This is a genomic window from Citrobacter sp. Cf087, assembly GCF_030334285.1.
Classification (GTDB): domain Bacteria; phylum Pseudomonadota; class Gammaproteobacteria; order Enterobacterales; family Enterobacteriaceae; genus Citrobacter; species Citrobacter freundii.
On the sequence record NZ_JAOWED010000030.1, the window covers coordinates 469105 to 486373 of the forward strand.

Annotated in this window: 10 protein-coding genes; 8 read left to right on the plus strand and 2 right to left on the minus strand. The window is 51.4% G+C overall.

The window, feature by feature from the left end; translation table 11 throughout:
• The first annotated feature begins 5 nt into the window (after positions 1-5).
• Positions 6-4334 (plus strand): AAA family ATPase, encoded by a 4329-nt coding sequence (locus OGV57_RS16045; protein ID WP_044699269.1) that lies wholly within the window; start codon positions 6-8, stop codon positions 4332-4334.
• A gap of 159 nt (positions 4335-4493) precedes the next feature.
• Here OGV57_RS16045 and OGV57_RS16050 read toward each other — a convergent pair whose 3' ends face one another.
• Positions 4494-5882: an APC family permease gene (locus OGV57_RS16050; RefSeq protein ID WP_003838705.1), complete on the minus strand. Its 1389-nt coding sequence runs from the start codon at positions 5880-5882 to the stop codon at positions 4494-4496.
• Between the two features lie 343 nt (positions 5883-6225).
• Positions 6226-7644: a glutamine synthetase family protein gene (locus tag OGV57_RS16055; RefSeq protein ID WP_032937032.1), complete on the minus strand. Its 1419-nt coding sequence runs from the start codon at positions 7642-7644 to the stop codon at positions 6226-6228.
• A gap of 212 nt (positions 7645-7856) precedes the next feature.
• Here OGV57_RS16055 and puuD point away from each other — a divergent pair, with 212 nt between their 5' ends.
• The 7 genes from puuD (at position 7857) to hyaB (ending at position 17257) form a co-directional block, all read left to right on the plus strand.
• Positions 7857-8621: a gamma-glutamyl-gamma-aminobutyrate hydrolase gene (gene puuD / locus OGV57_RS16060; RefSeq protein WP_032937033.1), complete on the plus strand. Its 765-nt coding sequence runs from the start codon at positions 7857-7859 to the stop codon at positions 8619-8621.
• Between the two features lie 25 nt (positions 8622-8646).
• A complete protein-coding gene (gene puuR, locus OGV57_RS16065; RefSeq protein WP_003830877.1) occupies positions 8647-9204 on the plus strand; it encodes an HTH-type transcriptional regulator PuuR in 558 nt (185 codons plus the stop codon).
• A gap of 138 nt (positions 9205-9342) precedes the next feature.
• Positions 9343-10830 carry an aldehyde dehydrogenase PuuC gene (gene puuC / locus OGV57_RS16070; protein WP_054528114.1) on the plus strand — a complete coding sequence of 496 codons (1488 nt, stop codon included), beginning with the start codon at positions 9343-9345 and terminating at the stop codon, positions 10828-10830.
• Positions 10831-10832: 2 nt separating this feature from the next.
• Positions 10833-12113 carry an NAD(P)/FAD-dependent oxidoreductase gene (locus tag OGV57_RS16075; RefSeq protein WP_048233116.1) on the plus strand — a complete coding sequence of 427 codons (1281 nt, stop codon included), beginning with the start codon at positions 10833-10835 and terminating at the stop codon, positions 12111-12113.
• A 255-nt stretch (positions 12114-12368) separates the two neighbouring features.
• Complete coding sequence (locus OGV57_RS16080) at positions 12369-14054, plus strand: DUF262 domain-containing protein (RefSeq protein WP_046669775.1); 1686 nt, start codon at positions 12369-12371, stop codon at positions 14052-14054.
• Between the two features lie 291 nt (positions 14055-14345).
• Positions 14346-15467: a hydrogenase 1 small subunit gene (gene hyaA / locus OGV57_RS16085; protein ID WP_054528670.1), complete on the plus strand. Its 1122-nt coding sequence runs from the start codon at positions 14346-14348 to the stop codon at positions 15465-15467.
• Positions 15464-17257, plus strand: a complete 1794-nt coding sequence (hyaB, locus tag OGV57_RS16090; protein ID WP_008321012.1) for a Ni/Fe-hydrogenase large subunit — start codon at positions 15464-15466, stop codon at positions 17255-17257. Before hyaA ends, hyaB begins: the two co-directional genes overlap by 4 nt.
• Positions 17258-17269 lie beyond the last annotated feature (12 nt).

Sequence of the window (17269 nt, forward strand, 5' to 3'; positions counted from 1 at the left end):
TACTGATGAATCTGCTCGAACTTAAGACCAAGATAAAATCCCATATCCTCGCTGGATATCCAGGGCTTTACATCCACTCCGGCGAAGAAAGCCGAGTCGATACGCTATTGCAGGAAATAAGTACAGAACTGACACTGTCTCCCAAAGAGTGGAACCTTGGATATGGCTGGGTTGATTTCCATAACAAGCAGCCTCGGAACACGCAGAGTCAGGCCACCGAACTAGCAGAAAGTTTACCTTCGCTGCTCGATGACGATTTGGACGGAAAACTCCTCATCATTAAAGATGCCCGCAGTGCACTGGAAAACCAGCCACTCGCCGTTGCACGGTTAAAGCAATTGCTCAACCGCATTCAGCGCCACCACCGGAGCAAAACGGCTGTAGTACTTGTTTCAGAAACTTTGCACATCCCAGTACAAATCGAGTCGCAAATCACCTTGCTCCCCCTGTCACTGCCCCAGGGTGAGGAAATTAACCAGCAGCTCAGCAGTTTTTGCCAGATGCTTGATCTGTTTGTCCCGGAAAATATGCATCAGCGTCTGCATACTGCGTGTTGCGGACTGAACCAGGAAGAGATCCGATCAGTATTAGCACTAGTTCGTCAACAGCATGAACAAATTAATGACGAGGCGTTGGCTCTTATCCAGCATGGGAAAGAGCAGATTATCGCAAAAAGTGGCGTGCTTGAGATGCTGCACGTAATCGAAAATGCAACTGACATCGGCGGTCTTGAGAACCTTAAAACCTGGCTCACTCGCCGCGCCCAGATTTTCCGCCGCCTGAGTGAAGCTCGCGATTCACGCGTACAGGCGCCTAAAGGTGTACTTATCGCCGGTATGCCCGGTTGTGGGAAGTCTCTTGCAGCCAAAGCAGCGTCCGGTTTATTCCAGTTGCCACTCCTACGTCTTGATATCGGCTCATTATTGGGTAAGTACGTCGGAGAAAGTGAACATAATATGCGTCGGGCGCTAACAATGGCAGAATCAATTAGCCCCTGTATTTTGTGGATCGACGAACTGGAAAAAGCCTTTGTCGGCATGAACAGTGGCAGTGGTTCGGAGGTTTCCTCACGACTTTTCGGCTATTTTTTGACCTGGATGCAAGAAAAAACCGGTGCGGTATTTGTCATTGCCACTGCTAACAATATTACCGTGCTCCCTCCAGAGTTGCTGCGTAAAGGACGGTTCGATGAGGTGTTTTACGTCGGATTCCCCAACGGCGTAGAGCGAGCAGCTATTCTGGACATCCATCTGAAAGGTGAGTCGCTTGAACTGACCCAGAATGAACGCAATAAGCTGGTAACACAGTGCCGTGATTATGCAGGTGCAGATATTCAGAATGCTATCAACGAAGCTCGAGAAATAGCATTCCTTGAAAACCGCCAGTTGGAGCTGAAAGATCTGGAAGCTGCTATCCAGCTTACAGTTCCGTTACGTGAGACCCTGCGTGAACAGGTTGCCCAATACGAAGAGTTGTTTGAGAAACTCAAGCTCAAACCAGCTTCCACCAGCGATGGTCTTAGCGTAGCGCAGATGATTCAGATGGCGGATAGTGCAAACTCGTTGCGCCGCGCAGAGGTCGCTAATAGCGAAGATTGTCCGGATGATTTACTGGAAAAACTGGCGGCAGATGCAGACCTGAACGTACGCAAAGCAGTATATCGTAACCCGAACTGTCCTGAGCAGGTACTCACCCAACGTATTAACATTGTTAATGACCAGCCTGAGTTTGACATCGATCTTTTACATCTGGCCTGTATACATGCAAATGCACCGCATGATCTGATGGCAACACAATTCGAACGGCTTCAGCTCACTATTCAACATCGACTCCAGCTCGCCAGCAACAGCACAGATAGTACATTGCTTCAACATTTAATGCGTGATCCAGAATTAGACGTTTGCGAGATGCTGATTACCAATAAAAATCTCAGTAAATTAATGCAATTACAACTTGCGAAGGATTCCAGGGTCTCTATTCGCCGACGTTTGGCGCGCAATAGCAATCTTCACCCTGAGGCGCAGGAAATACTGGCAAGGGACCACGATTTTACCGTGCGTGAAGATCTAGCAGATCTTGATGGGCTTAGCGAAAAGGTACAACAGATCCTGACGCTGGACAGCGATCAGGACGTGCGTGAAACACTGGCTAAACGCCGCCGTGAAGGATTACTCGCGGAAGCTGTACAACTAGAGTTAGCAAAAGATGAATGTACGGAAGTTAGGGAGTCATTAGCGTCTAACCCCAACCTGACTGCAACCGCACAGATACGGCTGACTCAGGATACGCGTGTCTCGGTTCGTCGCAAGCTTGCCGAACACCCTAATCTGTCCAATCCCGCATTAAACTCTTTGCTCAAGGACACAGATGAAGTTCTTAGAGAACTCGCCGGTAGCAAACACTTTGATAGCGCCCTGTTGCAAAACAATTTGAGCCAGCATCCGTCAGAAAAAATTCGTATTGCCCTTGCCAGCAATTACGCTCTTCACCCTGAGGTTCAGGAACAACTGACCAAAGACAGCTGCACAGAAGTACGTGAGACATTAGCTGGCAATGCTAACATTGCGGACGACACGATCTGTACCTTAATGGATGATAGCGATGATGATGTTCGTGCACGCCTGGTACACTGGCGCAATTCGCTGCCAGAGAAAGCTATACATCATCTCGCGATGGATCAAAACCATCAGGTTCGAAAATCGTTGGCTTACACTGAAAATCTACCGAGTGAAGTACAGCAGCGACTAGCCAATGATATCTACGATGTTCAAAAAGAGCTGGCAAGTAACGCCACTATAAGTGCATTAACTCAACAGCAATTACTGGATAACGGTAACCAGGAAGTGCATTACGCGTTAGCAGGTAATCGCAACCTGACGGGTCCAATCATGGCGCAGCTCGCTGAAATGCATGATAGCGAAATCCGTGTTCAACTGGCCAGGAACAATGCCCTTACCGCTCCAATCATTGGTAAATTAATAAAGGATGAAGAGGAAGTACAACTGGCGCTTGCACTAAATCAGCATCTCAATGAAGAGTACTATACGCAGCTTTACGACTCGGGCTCAGCTGCGATACGCGAGAATCTAGCGGGCAACCCACAAATCGGCGAACCGTTAATGGAACGCATCTATAAAACAGAATTGGCGGTAAACAATCTGGCCACGGCGATGGAAAGCGTACAGTCGATTTTAGCCAGCATGAGGGCAAACTCAGGTTTACCATCAACGAAGAGTGTGACAAAAATCGCGCTAGCGCTGGCTGGTAATTCCGCGCTATCGGAAGCCCTACAGAATAAAATCCTGAATCTGGAGAACTGCAGCGTAGAGATACTCGAAGCGTTAGCCAGTAACCCGGCGTTGAGTAGGGATGGGCAAGAAGAGTTGGTTACGCACAAAGAGGCCAATGTGCGTCAGAAACTGGCGGCCAACCAAAATACGAATACTAAGATTCTCCACGAGCTGCTCCTTGATGATGAAGACAAGGTTCGCATCGCCCTGTTACGTGATTGGTGGACAGATCGCGAGATCGAATGGCAACTGGCGAACGATAAATCGGTCAAAGTACGCTGCGCAGTTGCGGCCTCACAAAGCCCAGGAAAAGCAGTTCAGGTGAAATTGGCAAACGATAGAGACCAAAGAGTACGTGCCCACCTGATACCAGAGGAGGAAAACTATCTCTTTACACTGAATCCTCTAACACAAACCCTTCTTGCCAGAGATAGCGATCTGTCAATTCGCCAGAAAATGGCCTCTTATCCTAAACTGCATCCGTCGGCACAACTCATACTGGTAGAAGATGATGCCATCTGTGTTAGGGAAGCACTGGCTAGAGGTTCGGAAGGACTCTTCAATTCGCCACTGAGTGAAGAAGTGCAGCATCGGTTGATAAAAGATAACGATCTCAGAATAAGGCTCGCATTGGCGAAAAATAAAAGGTTAACGCCAGAGGTCCAGATATTGTTAGCAAAGGATATAGATAACAGCGTTAAAAGAAAGTTGATTGAAGAATCAGATCGCATGAATCCGCTCTCTCTTCTGGTGCAAGAGCAACTGGCAAATGATCCTGATGTCACGATTCGAAGCGATTTGGCTCGGTGCCTGTTTAGTGGGCTCCTTGCTCCACGAAGCAGCCAGAAAATCCGACTGAGACTTGCTAACGATCCAAATGAAGCGGTTCGCGATATTATCATTAAGATGGGGTTATTTGAATTAACCTATTCAAGTGAACAATATAACGATGCCGTTCTGGACGGTTTGTTGGTAAGGGCAACCCACGAGCAAATGGAATTGATCAATCGCATCAGGGAAAAAAATCGACTTGCGGTTCAGTAAACAACACCGCTAAGCAGGTATGCCACGACTTTCCACCGTGGCATACCGTTTTCATTTGACTAGCCGAAAGCTACGGCCGACTTTCACATCCGATGGTGTAAATCTGGCCACTGCTAAATATTAATCGTCATTACCAGATCTCTGCCGATTCCGTTTCCATCACTCCCATGCGCGCTCAGATTTCGCGGCGTCAAACTGCGGCGGCGGTTTACGAAAGCGTCCGGTCAGGTACGCGAGATACACCAGCCCAACGCCGGCCCATACCAGTCCCAGCGTCAGCGATGTCACTTCCAGATTCACCCATAGTACGGCTACCGTGGCGGCACCGACCATTGGCAATACCAGATAGTGCAACTTTTCCTGCCAGGTATGCTTACGTCCTTCACGACGCCAGAAGTGGTTAAACACGGACAGATTAACGAAGGTAAAGGCCACCAACGCGCCAAAGTTAATCAGCGCCGTAGCGGTCACCAGATCAAAAAACAGGGCCGACAGCGCCACAATCCCGACCATGATGACGTTCAACGCGGGAGTACGCCATTTGGGATGGACATAACCAAAGTACTTCTCCGGGAAGACGTTATCGCGGCCCATCACATACAGCAGGCGAGAAACGCTGGCATGCGACGCCAGACCTGACGCCAGCGTATTCACAAAGGTGGTGCACAGAAAAATAGACTGGAACAACTTGCCGCCGACGTACAGCGCAATCTCCGGCAGCGCCGCATCCGGGTCTTTGAATCGGCTAATGTCCGGGAAGAACAGTTGCATAAAGAACGAAGCGGCAATGAAGATCAGTCCACCGTACAGCGCGGTAAGAAAAATGGCTTTTGGAATGGTGCGCGCAGCATCTGGCGTCTCTTCAGAGAGAGTCGTTACCGCGTCAAACCCGAGAAACGAGAAGCAGACAATGGTCGCCCCGGTGATAATCGGAATCAAATGCGCATTCTGACTAATAAACGGTTGCAACGACCAGACGGTCCCGACCCCTTCGCCTTTGTGCAGCCCCTGCACCACGAGGAAAATAAACACCACGATGATCGCCACCTGCACCAGGACAAACAGGGCATTGAAGTTCGCCACCAGGTTAACGCTTTTCAAATTGGCCGCGGTAAGGATCGCCACGAACAGCACCACCCAAATCCATGGCGCAACCCCCGGGAATAACGCGGAAAGGTAAATTTTCGCCAATAGTACGTTAATCATCGGCAGGAAAAGGTAGTCAAGCAGTGACGACCAGCCGACCATAAACCCCACATGCGGATTAATCGCTTTTTGCGCATAGGTATAGGCCGAACCGGCCTGCGGAAACTGGCGCACCAGCTTTCCGTAACTGATGGCGGTAAACAGTACGCCCGCCAGGGCCAGCAGGTAGGAGGCTGGAACATGGCCATTGCTGATACCCGAAACAATGCCAAAGGTGTCAAACACTGTCATCGGCGTGAGATAGGCCAGCCCCATCACCACTACCTGCCACAGCTTGAGAGATTTACGCAGCTGTGCTTTGCCCGGCTGGGCTGCAAGATCCACAGAAGAATTAGTCGACATAGCTTTCCTCCCCGCGACGAGCCCAGATCTGCGTTCGAAATGTGGGAACAGCAGACCTGGGTCGTATCGGGGTAGAAAGCCATAAGAAAGGCGTCAATGTTGCACGGCACAGATGCGGTCCGTACTTACTGCGGGAGCCATGGATGCTCACGCGGGGCTGGTTTTTAAACATTGGCATCATCACATTTCCTCGTCACAAACTCTGTCGGTTATCTGAAGACCCGTTGTCGCCCGCGCTCCATTACGCGACATCCGGGAAATGGCAGGTATTCCTGCAATTTTGACGGGCTGGCTCCGCTCAGCCCGCATGATGCGACTTCTTTTTAAATGACCTGTACGACTGTCAGGCGTTTTTCAACATCCACTCAATTTCAGTGTCGGTGATAAGACGTTCAAACTGGATTAATTCATCGTTTTTACAGGCGTGATACACGTGGCTAAAACGCTCACCCAATAATTCACGCAGACTGTCGTTTTGCATAAACTCCCACAGCGCATCGCTCTGGCGGATAGGAAACGGTAGCCCTTCCTGCTCCAGTCCGTTGCCTTCCACCTCTTCCTGCAGCGGCAGATCGTTATCCAGACCGTGAAGGATCCCCGCCAGGATGGTCGACATCACCAGATACGGGTTGGCATCCGCCCCTGCCACGCGATATTCAACCCGATGGTTATCACGATCGCCGCAGGGAATACGCAGCGCCACCGTACGGTTGTTATGCCCCCAGGAAGCCTGAGTCGGCACATACATACCCGGCTGGAAGCGGCGATAGGAGTTCACATTCGGCGCCAGCAGCGCCATTGATGCGGGCATCAGATCAATCATCCCGGCAAGCGCACGCTTAAGTAACATGGAATCATCGCCATTCGCATCGGCCAGCACGTTCTCGCCTTTGTTATTCATGACGCTGATGTGGATATGCATCCCGCTACCGGCATGCTCCTCATAAGGCTTTGCCATAAACGTGGCATGCATCTTATGTTTCTCCGCCACCAGCCGTACCAGACGTTTCAACGCCAGCGCGTCATCGCAGGCGTCGAGCACGTTATCGGTATGGTAGAGGTTGATTTCAAACTGCCCAGGGGAGGCTTCAGCCACTGCGCCGTCAGCCGGGATCAGCTGTAAACGGGCCAGTTCATCGATATCGTTTAACACATCAGCAAAATGGTTCAGGTTATCAACCGAGTAAACCTGACTTTGGGTATTGCGATCGTCCGTACCCGGCGCGCACGGCGGCTGCAGATAACCTTCGGGATCGCGCTTACGATCGAGTAAATAGAACTCCAGCTCTACCGCTACGACGGGGAACAGACCGCGCTGGCGAAGTTTCTGCCAGAGTCGGTTCAGTACGTTCCGCGGCTCAACGTCAAAGGGAGCGCCATCTTCATCCAGCATCGTCAGCATCATCTGTGCAATAAATTCAGGATCGGCGGCCGAAGGGGTTAACGTGCCTGCCACCGGTACACAAGTCCGATCCGGTTCGCCAAGCTCCTGGCCTAATCCCGCCTCTTCGACCACATTGCCAAGAATATCCATCGCGAAAACAGATGCCGGGAAATAGCAGCCTTTCTCTAACTTATGCAATCCAGCAACCGGGAGGCGCTTACCGCGAAAACAACCATTAAGGTCGGTTAACAGCACATCCACATACTGCGTATTAGGATAGCGTTCCAGATACTGCTTAACTTCGCGCGCAAACGCGCTACTTCGTCTCTCTTCAGAATGCTGAACAAAATTCTCAACTTCTACGATATTGGTTTCCATGATTCACCGCCGTTGGCCTGGTAAGCTGCTCTGTGATTTGACTGTTAAATATAATGTCCACCATTCGACTCTGGATGCAAACAAATTGTTTGTCAAATGTTAAATTAAGTTTGCTAGAAGGTTATTCCGCTGCTAGATTGAGAAAATAATGAACGGAATTGCACAACAAGGAACCGTTTGGCAATAATTTATTCCAAAACGTGAGGTCGATCATGGGCAATATATTTGACAAGCCAGTTATTGGTGTAGTGATGTGTAGGAACAGGCTTAAGGGTCATGAGACCCAGACTCTGCAAGAAAAGTACCTGAATGCGGTATTAAATGCCGGTGGATTACCGATAGCGCTGCCCCATGCGCTCGCGGAACCCGAATTGCTGAACGCGCTGTTACCGAAACTGGATGGTATCTTCCTGCCAGGAAGCCCAAGCAATGTGCAGCCGCACCTCTATGGTGAAAATGGCGATGAGTCTGACGCCGATCCCGGGCGTGATCTTCTGAGCATGGCGCTAATTACCGCCGGGCTCGAAAGGCGCATTCCCATTTTCGCCATCTGCCGGGGCTTACAGGAAATAGTTGTCGCCACTGGCGGGACTCTGTATCGTCGCCTGTGCGATCACTCACAGTTCCTGGAACATCGTGAAGATGCGGAACTCCCGGTGGAGCAGCAATATGCGCCATCTCATGAAGTCCAGGTTCAACAGGGAGGATTGCTATCTCAGTTAATACCAGGTTGCAGCACGTTTTGGGTTAACTCCTTGCATGGTCAGGGCGCAAAAACTCTTGGCCCGCAGCTGCGCGTGGAAGCACGCTCGCAGGATGGATTAGTGGAAGCGGCCAGCGTCCATGACCATCCTTTCGCGCTCGGCGTGCAGTGGCACCCGGAATGGAACAGTAGCGAATACGCCCTGTCGCGTTTGTTACTTGAAGGTTTTATCACCGCTTGTCAGAACCACCTCGCTGAAAAACAGCGACTCTGACCACTACAGTTAAGGAAATGCAATTATGAGCGATGACGGCCTGGCGCCGGGTAAACGTTTGTCAGAGATCCGCCAGCAATTGGGTCTTTCGCAGCGTCGTGCCGCCGAACTGTCTGGGTTAACGCATAGCGCCATCAGCACCATAGAGCAGGATAAAGTCAGTCCTGCCATCAGTACGCTGCAAAAGCTATTGAAAGTATATGGGCTGTCGCTCTCCGAGTTCTTCGCGGAACCGGAAAAGCCTGACGAACCGCAGGTGGTTATCAATCAGGATGATTTGATTGAGATCGGGAGTCAGGGAGTATCCATGAAGCTGGTACACAACGGAAATCCGAATCGTACGCTGGCAATGATGTTTGAAACCTATCAGCCAGGCACGACAACCGGGGAGAGAATTAAACATCAGGGTGAAGAGATTGGCACAATACTGGAAGGTGAAGTGATACTGACCATCAACGGTCAAACGTATCCTCTTGTTGCAGGGCAAAGCTATGCCATTAACACCGGCATACCACACAGCTTCAGCAACACCTCGGCGGGGATCTGCCGCATCATCAGTGCCCACACTCCCACCACGTTCTAATCAGTAACGGCCTGAATTTCTCAGGCCTTCTTAAATAACGCGCATTAACAGGGTACATCCCTGGGGTATCGTGCAGCCTGATTTTGCCTGAAAAAGATCAGCAACGAACTTTATCTTATTGATATAAAAGGAGTAGCTATGAACTTTCAGAATCTTAAATATTGGCGTGAGAAAGCCAGCCATTATTCACCGGAAACCCGTTTATTTATTAACGGCGATTATTGTGCCGCCGCCGATAACGAAACCTTTATTACCCAGGATCCGGCAGGACAACGCCCGCTCGCCAAAGTCGCCCGCGGCAAAAAAGCTGATGTTGACCGCGCGGTCACCGCAGCCCGCACCGTGTTTGAACGCGGGGACTGGTCGCAGGCATCACCCGCAGAGCGCAAAGCGGTGCTGCACAAACTCGCCGATTTAATGGAGCAGCATCACGAGGAGCTGGCGCTACTGGAAACGCTCGACACCGGTAAACCGATTCGCCATAGCCTGCGTGATGATATTCCCGGCGCGGCACGCGCCATCCGTTGGTACGCCGAGGCGATAGATAAAGTCTATGGTGAAGTTGCCACTACCTCGGTGAACGATTTAGCGCTGATTGTCCGCGAACCGGTGGGCGTGATTGCGGCCATCGTGCCGTGGAATTTTCCCCTGCTGCTGGCCTGCTGGAAACTCGGCCCGGCTCTGGCTGCGGGTAACAGCGTGATCCTCAAGCCTTCCGAAAAATCACCGCTGACCGCGATTCGCCTGGCCGCACTGGCTAAAAAAGCAGGTTTGCCCGATGGCGTGCTCAGCGTTGTGAGCGGGTACGGTCACGAGGCGGGCCAGGCACTGTCGCTGCATCCGGATGTTGATGTGATCACCTTTACCGGCTCGACCCGCACCGGCAAGCAACTGCTCAAAGATGCTGGCGACAGCAACATGAAACGCGTCTGGCTGGAGGCCGGCGGTAAAAGTGCCAACATCGTATTTGCCGACTGCCCGGATCTGCCGAAAGCCGCCGCTAATGCAGCGGCAGGTATTTTCTATAACCAGGGCCAGGTTTGTATCGCCGGTACGCGTCTGCTGCTGGAAGAAAGTATTGCCGACGAGTTTATCGCGCTTTTAAAAGAGCAGGCGAAAAACTGGCAGCCGGGCAACCCGCTGGATCCGGAAACCACGATGGGCACGCTTATCGACAACACGCATGCCGACACCGTACACAGTTTTATTCGCGACGGTGAAGCGCAAGGCACGCTGGCGCTGGATGGCCGCAGCCACGTACACCCGGCGGCCATCGGCCCGACTATTTTTGTCGACACCGCGCCGCAAGCCCACGTCAGCCGCGATGAGATTTTCGGGCCGGTACTGGTCATCACCCGTTTTAGCAGTGAAGCCGAAGCTCTGGCGCTGGCCAACGACAGCGACTACGGTCTGGGCGCCGCGGTCTGGACCCGCGATTTGTCGCGCGCGCACCGCATGAGTCGCCGCCTGAAGGCCGGTTCGGTCTTCGTGAATAACTACAACGACGGTGATATGACCGTGCCATTCGGCGGCTATAAGCAAAGTGGTAACGGACGCGATAAATCCCTGCATGCGCTGGAAAAATTTAGCGAATTAAAAACCATCTGGATCTCCCTGGAGTCTTAATCATGACTGAACATACCAGCAGTTATTACGCCGCAAGCGCCAATCAATACGAACCGTTCCCGACCCTTAGCGAATCGGTAAGCTGTGATATTTGCGTCGTGGGCGGTGGTTATACCGGACTCTCCTCCGCCCTGCATTTATCAGAAATGGGTTACGACGTGGTGCTACTGGAATCCGCACGAATTGGCTTCGGAGCCAGCGGGCGCAACGGTGGCCAGTTGGTGAACTCCTACAGTCGCGATATCGACGTCATTGAACGCACCTACGGCCCGGACGCCGCTAAAATGCTTGGCAGTATGATGTTTGAAGGCGGCAATATCATTCGCGAACGTATCAAACGTTATCAGATCGACTGCGACTATCGTCCTGGCGGGCTGTTTGTGGCCCTGAACCACAAACAGATGGAAACGCTGGAGGAGCAGAAATCGAACTGGGAACGCTACGGCAATACGCAGCTTGAACTGTTGGATAGCAGCGAAATTCGCCGCGAAGTCAGCAGCGATCGTTATGTCGGCGCGCTACTCGACCACAGCGGTGGTCATATTCATCCGCTAAACCTGGCGATTGGCGAGGCTAACGCCATTCGTCTGAACGGCGGGCGCGTGTTCGAACAGTCACCAGTCACCCGTATTCAGCACACCAGCCCGGCAGTGGTCAGCACCGAAAAAGGTCAGGTTACGGCACGTTTTGTGATTGTCGCGGGCAACGCCTACCTCGGCGACAAACTGGAACCTGCGCTGGCAAAAAGCAGCATGCCGTGTGGCACGCAGGTGTTAACCACCGAACCGCTGTCGGCGGAGATGGCGCGCTCGCTGATCCCGAAAAACTACTGCGTTGAAGATTGTAACTACCTGCTGGATTACTACCGTCTGACCGGCGATAACCGCCTGCTGTACGGCGGCGGTGTAGTCTACGGCGCTCGCGATCCGGACGATATTGAGCGTCTGGTGATGCCGAAACTGCTGAAGACCTTCCCGCAATTGCAGGGGGTAAAAATTGATTACCGCTGGACCGGTAATTTCCTGTTAACGCTGTCACGCATGCCGCAATTCGGCCGTCTTGATACCAACATTTACTATATGCAGGGCTACAGCGGCCACGGCGTGACTTGTACCCACCTGGCAGGACGGCTGATTTCGGAACTGCTGCGCGGGGATGCCGAGCGTTTTGACGCGTTCGCCAAACTGCCGCATTACCCGTTCCCGGGAGGCCGCAGCCTGCGCATTCCGTTTACCGCCATGGGCGCGGCCTATTACAGCTTACGCGATCGCCTTGGGGTTTAAGTTCTTCCGCGATAAACCCGACGCACAGGGCGGTCCCCCCTGTGCGTTTTTTTATTCTATTTTGGTCTGTAAATACTCATATCGATGTTATCGTGGCAAACAGAAGCCAATTTGCAACTGACTGAAATCTCGCTAACAGATCACGCTTCCTTCAAACATTCTTTAAATATTGTCAGTTGGCTGCCGATAATCTTCTTTTTAAATTTTAGTAAAATTTAGCGCCGATCAGCGCATGCAATGACAAGGAAGAACGTAATGCCAAGTAAATCAATCAAAGCGATGGTTCAGGAAATTAATAACGAAGATGCTGATGGCGGTGGGTTGTGGCTACCCAATATTCAGCGGCAGTTTGTCTGGGACACTGAGCAAATTGCCCGATTGTTTGACTCAGTGATGCGACAGTATCCTCTTTCCTCCATGTTATTATGGAAAACACGTGAAGAGATAAAACACCGCAAATTTATTGAGAATTTTAATGACGGTAAAGTTGATTTAAAAGCCCACTATCAACACAGCAAGAAGAAGACAAAATGGCTGGTTTTAGACGGTCAACAGCGTTTGCAAAGCTTTTATTTGGCATTGAAAGGGAGTATCGACGGTAAGGTACTACATTTTGATCTGCTAAGTGGAACCCCCAAAAGCAACGAAGATATTCGCTACCGCTTTGAGTTTAAAAAAGAGTCTGAGACCAGTTGGCCGTGGATGGCAATGTCTGAAATTCTTTCTCCGAAGAAATTACCTGAAGAGATCCTCAGTCTGCGAGTACAGAAAGAAGCACTGGAATTAAGCCAAGAAGATCGCTCGCAGGCAACAATCAACCTTAGTCGCGCACACCATGAATTCTGTAATGAGGGAGCGCTACTTTATCATGTGATCGACAGCAGTGATGAGGACAGCAATCTCAATTTTGATGATGTTGTAGAGGTCTTTATTCGAGCCAACTCAGGAGGTACAAGGCTGAGCAAATCAGATCTTATGTTTACCTTACTCTCAACTGAGTGGTCTGACGCTGATGTGATCTTTGAAGATTTTCTGGAAAAAATTAACGATAATGGTCGCTTCAACTTCTCGCGCGATTTTCTAATCAAGTTAAGTACCACACTTCTGGGCTTCGGAGCCAAATATGACGTGGACAAATTGCGTGATGACAAAGTTCGCATGAAAATCAGCAAAAATTGGCCAGCAATCGCCAAAGCTTTACTCTTTGTAAAAGATGAAATCGTTAGTAAAACCTACATCCGCTCCGACAAAGCACTTACTTCTTATAATGCACTGATTCCGCTAGTTTATCTTGAATACCATTACCCTGATAAGCTGGCAAAATCTAAAGCGTTAAAACAATATCTATTGCCTGCCCTACTCAATGGTGTCTTTTCCGGCCAGCCCGATGGCATTATCGATAAACTAGTAAAAATCATTGAAGATCGACAAGGTTTTGATCTGAAAAAGATCCGCGATGCAATCATTACCTCAAACCGCAATATGTATTTGACCGAAGAGCGCTTATTTTATTGGTGTGGATACGGTAGCGGCCATATTCACCTGTTGTTCAACCTATGGTATGGCGGGGAATATAAAGCTTCAGGCTATCAACACGAGCCACAAGTTGATCATATTTTTGCTCGTAGCTTACTGAAAGATCAGAAAAAAATTAACGAAGAGACTGGTAGACAGGTGCGTATTTATGAAAACTGGGAAATAGACCAGTTAGCAAACTGTATGCTACTACCCGCACACCAAAACGGAACAGGTGATAAAGGGGCACAACCATTAGACAAATGGCTGCAAAACCAATCTGATGAATTTTTAGATCTGCACTGTATTCCCAGTACTCCTAGAACCTTATGGAAAGTGGAAAACTACCCGCGCTTTATTGAGAAGCGTAAAAAGTTGATCCAGCAGCGTATTGAGCAAATGGGATTATTGGAAAGCGAAGAGTAATCATCAGATGATGCGGTCGCGCTAGACCGCCACTGTAATGCCTAAAATACAGCTCAGGCAAATTCCTTGGGGTTTAAGTTCTTCCGCGATAAACCCGACGCACAGGGCGGTCCCCCCTGTGCGTTTTTTATTGCCGAAAAGCGAAAAACAGATAACAGGCACGAAAATATCGCAATAGGACATAACCACACACTTTTCATTGTTTCTCCCCGCTAATCGGATAGGCTTTTTTAGATTATCGCTGGCGGCGTGCGCCAGAACTCAACGGGGGAAGAAACGCGTGTTATGAATATGAATAACGAGGAGACCTTTTATCAGGCGATGCGCCGTAAGGGCGTGAGCAGACGCAGTTTTCTTAAATATTGTAGCCTCGCGGCAACATCGCTAGGGTTGGGAGCCGGAATGACGCCCAGAATCGCCTGGGCGCTGGAAAACAAACCCCGGATCCCGGTCGTCTGGATCCACGGTCTGGAATGCACCTGCTGTACCGAATCATTTATCCGCTCCTCTCACCCACTCGCCAAAGACGTCATCCTCTCTCTGATTTCCCTTGATTACGACGACACTCTGATGGCCGCCGCCGGAACACAGGCCGAAGAGGTCTTTGAAGACATTCTAAGCCGCTACCACGGCCGATACATTCTGGCCGTCGAAGGTAATCCTCCGCTGGGAGAACAAGGGATGTTTTGCATTAGCGGCGGGCGACCGTTTATTGAAAAGCTTAAAAGAGCCGCCGCCGGTGCCAGCGCGATTATCGCCTGGGGCACCTGCGCATCCTGGGGCTGCGTGCAGGCTGCCCGGCCTAACCCAACTCAGGCAACACCGATCGATAAAGTGATTACCGATAAGCCGATCGTGAAAGTGCCCGGTTGCCCGCCGATTCCAGACGTCATGAGCGCCATCATTACCTACATGGTGACTTTTGACAGGCTGCCGGAACTCGATCGTCTGGGGCGTCCGCTGATGTTTTATGGTCAGCGTATTCATGACAAATGCTACCGCCGCGCCCACTTTGACGCCGGGGAGTTCGTTGAAAGTTGGGACGATGACGCTGCCCGCAAAGGCTATTGCCTGTACAAAATGGGCTGCAAGGGGCCAACCACCTATAACGCCTGTTCCACCACCCGCTGGAATGGCGGCGTTTCCTTCCCCATCCAGTCCGGCCACGGTTGTCTGGGATGTTCGGAGAACGGCTTCTGGGATCGCGGTTCGTTCTACAGCCGTGTGGTCGATATTCCACAGATGGGAACGCATTCTACCGCTGACACCGTGGGCCTCACCGCGCTCGGCGTAGTGGCAGCTGGTGTCGGCGTCCACGCAGTCGCCAGCGCCGTCAATCAACATAACCGCCACAAACAGCAGTTAACAGAAGCCGAACAACCGCGGCCGGACAAAGAGGATAACCAGGCATGAGCAACTCGTATCAAACCCAGGGATATACGTTAAACAATGCGGGTCGCCGCCTGGTTGTGGACCCCATAACCCGCATTGAAGGCCATATGCGTTGTGAAGTGAACATTGATGAGCAGAACATCATCACCAACGCGGTTTCCTGCGGCACCATGTTCCGCGGGCTGGAGATCATTCTACAGGGGCGTGACCCGCGCGATGCCTGGGCGTTTGTTGAACGGATTTGCGGAGTATGCACCGGCGTACATGCCCTGGCATCGGTGTATGCCATTGAAGATGCCATTGGTATCAAGGTGCCCGACAACGCCAACATCATTCGCAATATTATGCTGGCCACACTCTGGTGCCACGACCACCTGGTGCACTTTTACCAGTTAGCCGGAATGGATTGGATTGACGTGCTGAATGCCCTGAAAGCAGACCCGCGCGCCACATCACAGCTGGCGCAAAGCCTTTCTGCCTGGCCGAAGTCCTCCCCTGGCTACTTTTTTGACGTCCAAAATCGCCTGAAGAAATTTGTCGACGGCGGTCAACTGGGGATTTTCCGCAACGGTTATTGGGGTCACCCGCAGTACAAACTGTCGCCTGAGGCTAACCTGATGGGCTTTGCCCATTATCTGGAAGCACTCGATTTTCAGCGCGAGATCATCAAAATCCATACGGTGTTTGGCGGTAAGAACCCGCATCCTAACTGGATTGTCGGCGGTATGCCGTGCGCGATTAATATCGATCAGCGCGGCGCGGTTGGGGCAGTCGATATGGAACGCCTGAACCTGGTGCAGTCGATCATCACCCGCACCGCTGATTTCATCAACAACGTCATGGTGCCTGACGCGCTGGCTATCGGTCAGTTCAATAAGTCCTGGAGCCAGATTGGCACCGGGCTTTCTGATAAGTGCGTCTTGAGCTACGGCGCGTTCCCGGATATCGCCAATGACTTCAGCGCGAAGAGCCTGTTGATGCCAGGCGGCGCGGTGATTAACGGTGATTTTAAAAACGTGCTGCCAGTGGATCTGGCCGATCAGCAACAAATTCAGGAGTTTGTCGATCATGCCTGGTACCGTTATCCGGACGATCAATTAGGTCGTCACCCGTTCGAAGGGATTACTGAACCCTGGTATAACCCGGGCGATGTCAAAGGCAGCGATATTGATATCAAACAGCTCAACGAACAGGAACGCTATTCGTGGATTAAAGCCCCGCGCTGGCGCGGACACGCCATGGAAGTTGGACCACTGGCGCGCACGCTGATTGCCTATCACAAAGGGGATGCCGCCACGATTGAATCCGTCGATCGCATGATGTCTGCCCTCAAGCTGCCGCTTTCGGGTATGCAGTCGACGCTGGGGCGTATTCTGTGCCGCGCGCACGAAGCCCAGTGGGCCGTGAGCAAACTGCAATATTTCTTCGACAAGCTAATGACCAACCTGAAAAACGGCAATCTGGCGACCGCAAACACAGAAAAATGGGAGCCTGAAAGCTGGCCGCAGCAGTGCCGCGGGATCGGTTTTACCGAAGCACCGCGCGGCGCGTTAGGTCACTGGGCATCGATTCGCGACGGGAAAATCGATCTCTATCAGTGTGTGGTGCCGACCACCTGGAATGCCAGCCCGCGCGATCCGAAGGGACAAATTGGCGCTTACGAGGCGGCGCTGATGGGCACCCAAATGGCGATACCGGATCAACCGCTGGAGATCCTGCGCACCTTGCACAGCTTCGATCCCTGCCTGGCATGTTCAACCCACGTACTCGGCGACGACGGCAGCGAACTTATCGCCGTCCAGGTTCGCTAAGCGTTAAGGAAC

Excerpts from the sequence above, each read along its gene's own strand:
- hyaA (WP_054528670.1), top strand. The coding sequence starts at position 14,346 with ATGAATAACGAGGAGACCTTTTATCAGGCGATGCGCCGTAAGGGCGTG.
- puuD (WP_032937033.1), top strand. The coding sequence starts at position 7,857 with ATGGGCAATATATTTGACAAGCCAGTTATTGGTGTAGTGATGTGTAGG.
- OGV57_RS16050 (WP_003838705.1), bottom strand. The coding sequence starts at position 5,882 with ATGTCGACTAATTCTTCTGTGGATCTTGCAGCCCAGCCGGGCAAAGCA.
- OGV57_RS16055 (WP_032937032.1), bottom strand. The coding sequence starts at position 7,644 with ATGGAAACCAATATCGTAGAAGTTGAGAATTTTGTTCAGCATTCTGAA.
- OGV57_RS16075 (WP_048233116.1), top strand. The coding sequence starts at position 10,833 with ATGACTGAACATACCAGCAGTTATTACGCCGCAAGCGCCAATCAATAC.
- OGV57_RS16045 (WP_044699269.1), top strand. The coding sequence starts at position 6 with ATGAATCTGCTCGAACTTAAGACCAAGATAAAATCCCATATCCTCGCT.
- hyaB (WP_008321012.1), top strand. The coding sequence starts at position 15,464 with ATGAGCAACTCGTATCAAACCCAGGGATATACGTTAAACAATGCGGGT.
- puuR (WP_003830877.1), top strand. The coding sequence starts at position 8,647 with ATGAGCGATGACGGCCTGGCGCCGGGTAAACGTTTGTCAGAGATCCGC.
- puuC (WP_054528114.1), top strand. The coding sequence starts at position 9,343 with ATGAACTTTCAGAATCTTAAATATTGGCGTGAGAAAGCCAGCCATTAT.
- OGV57_RS16080 (WP_046669775.1), top strand. The coding sequence starts at position 12,369 with ATGCCAAGTAAATCAATCAAAGCGATGGTTCAGGAAATTAATAACGAA.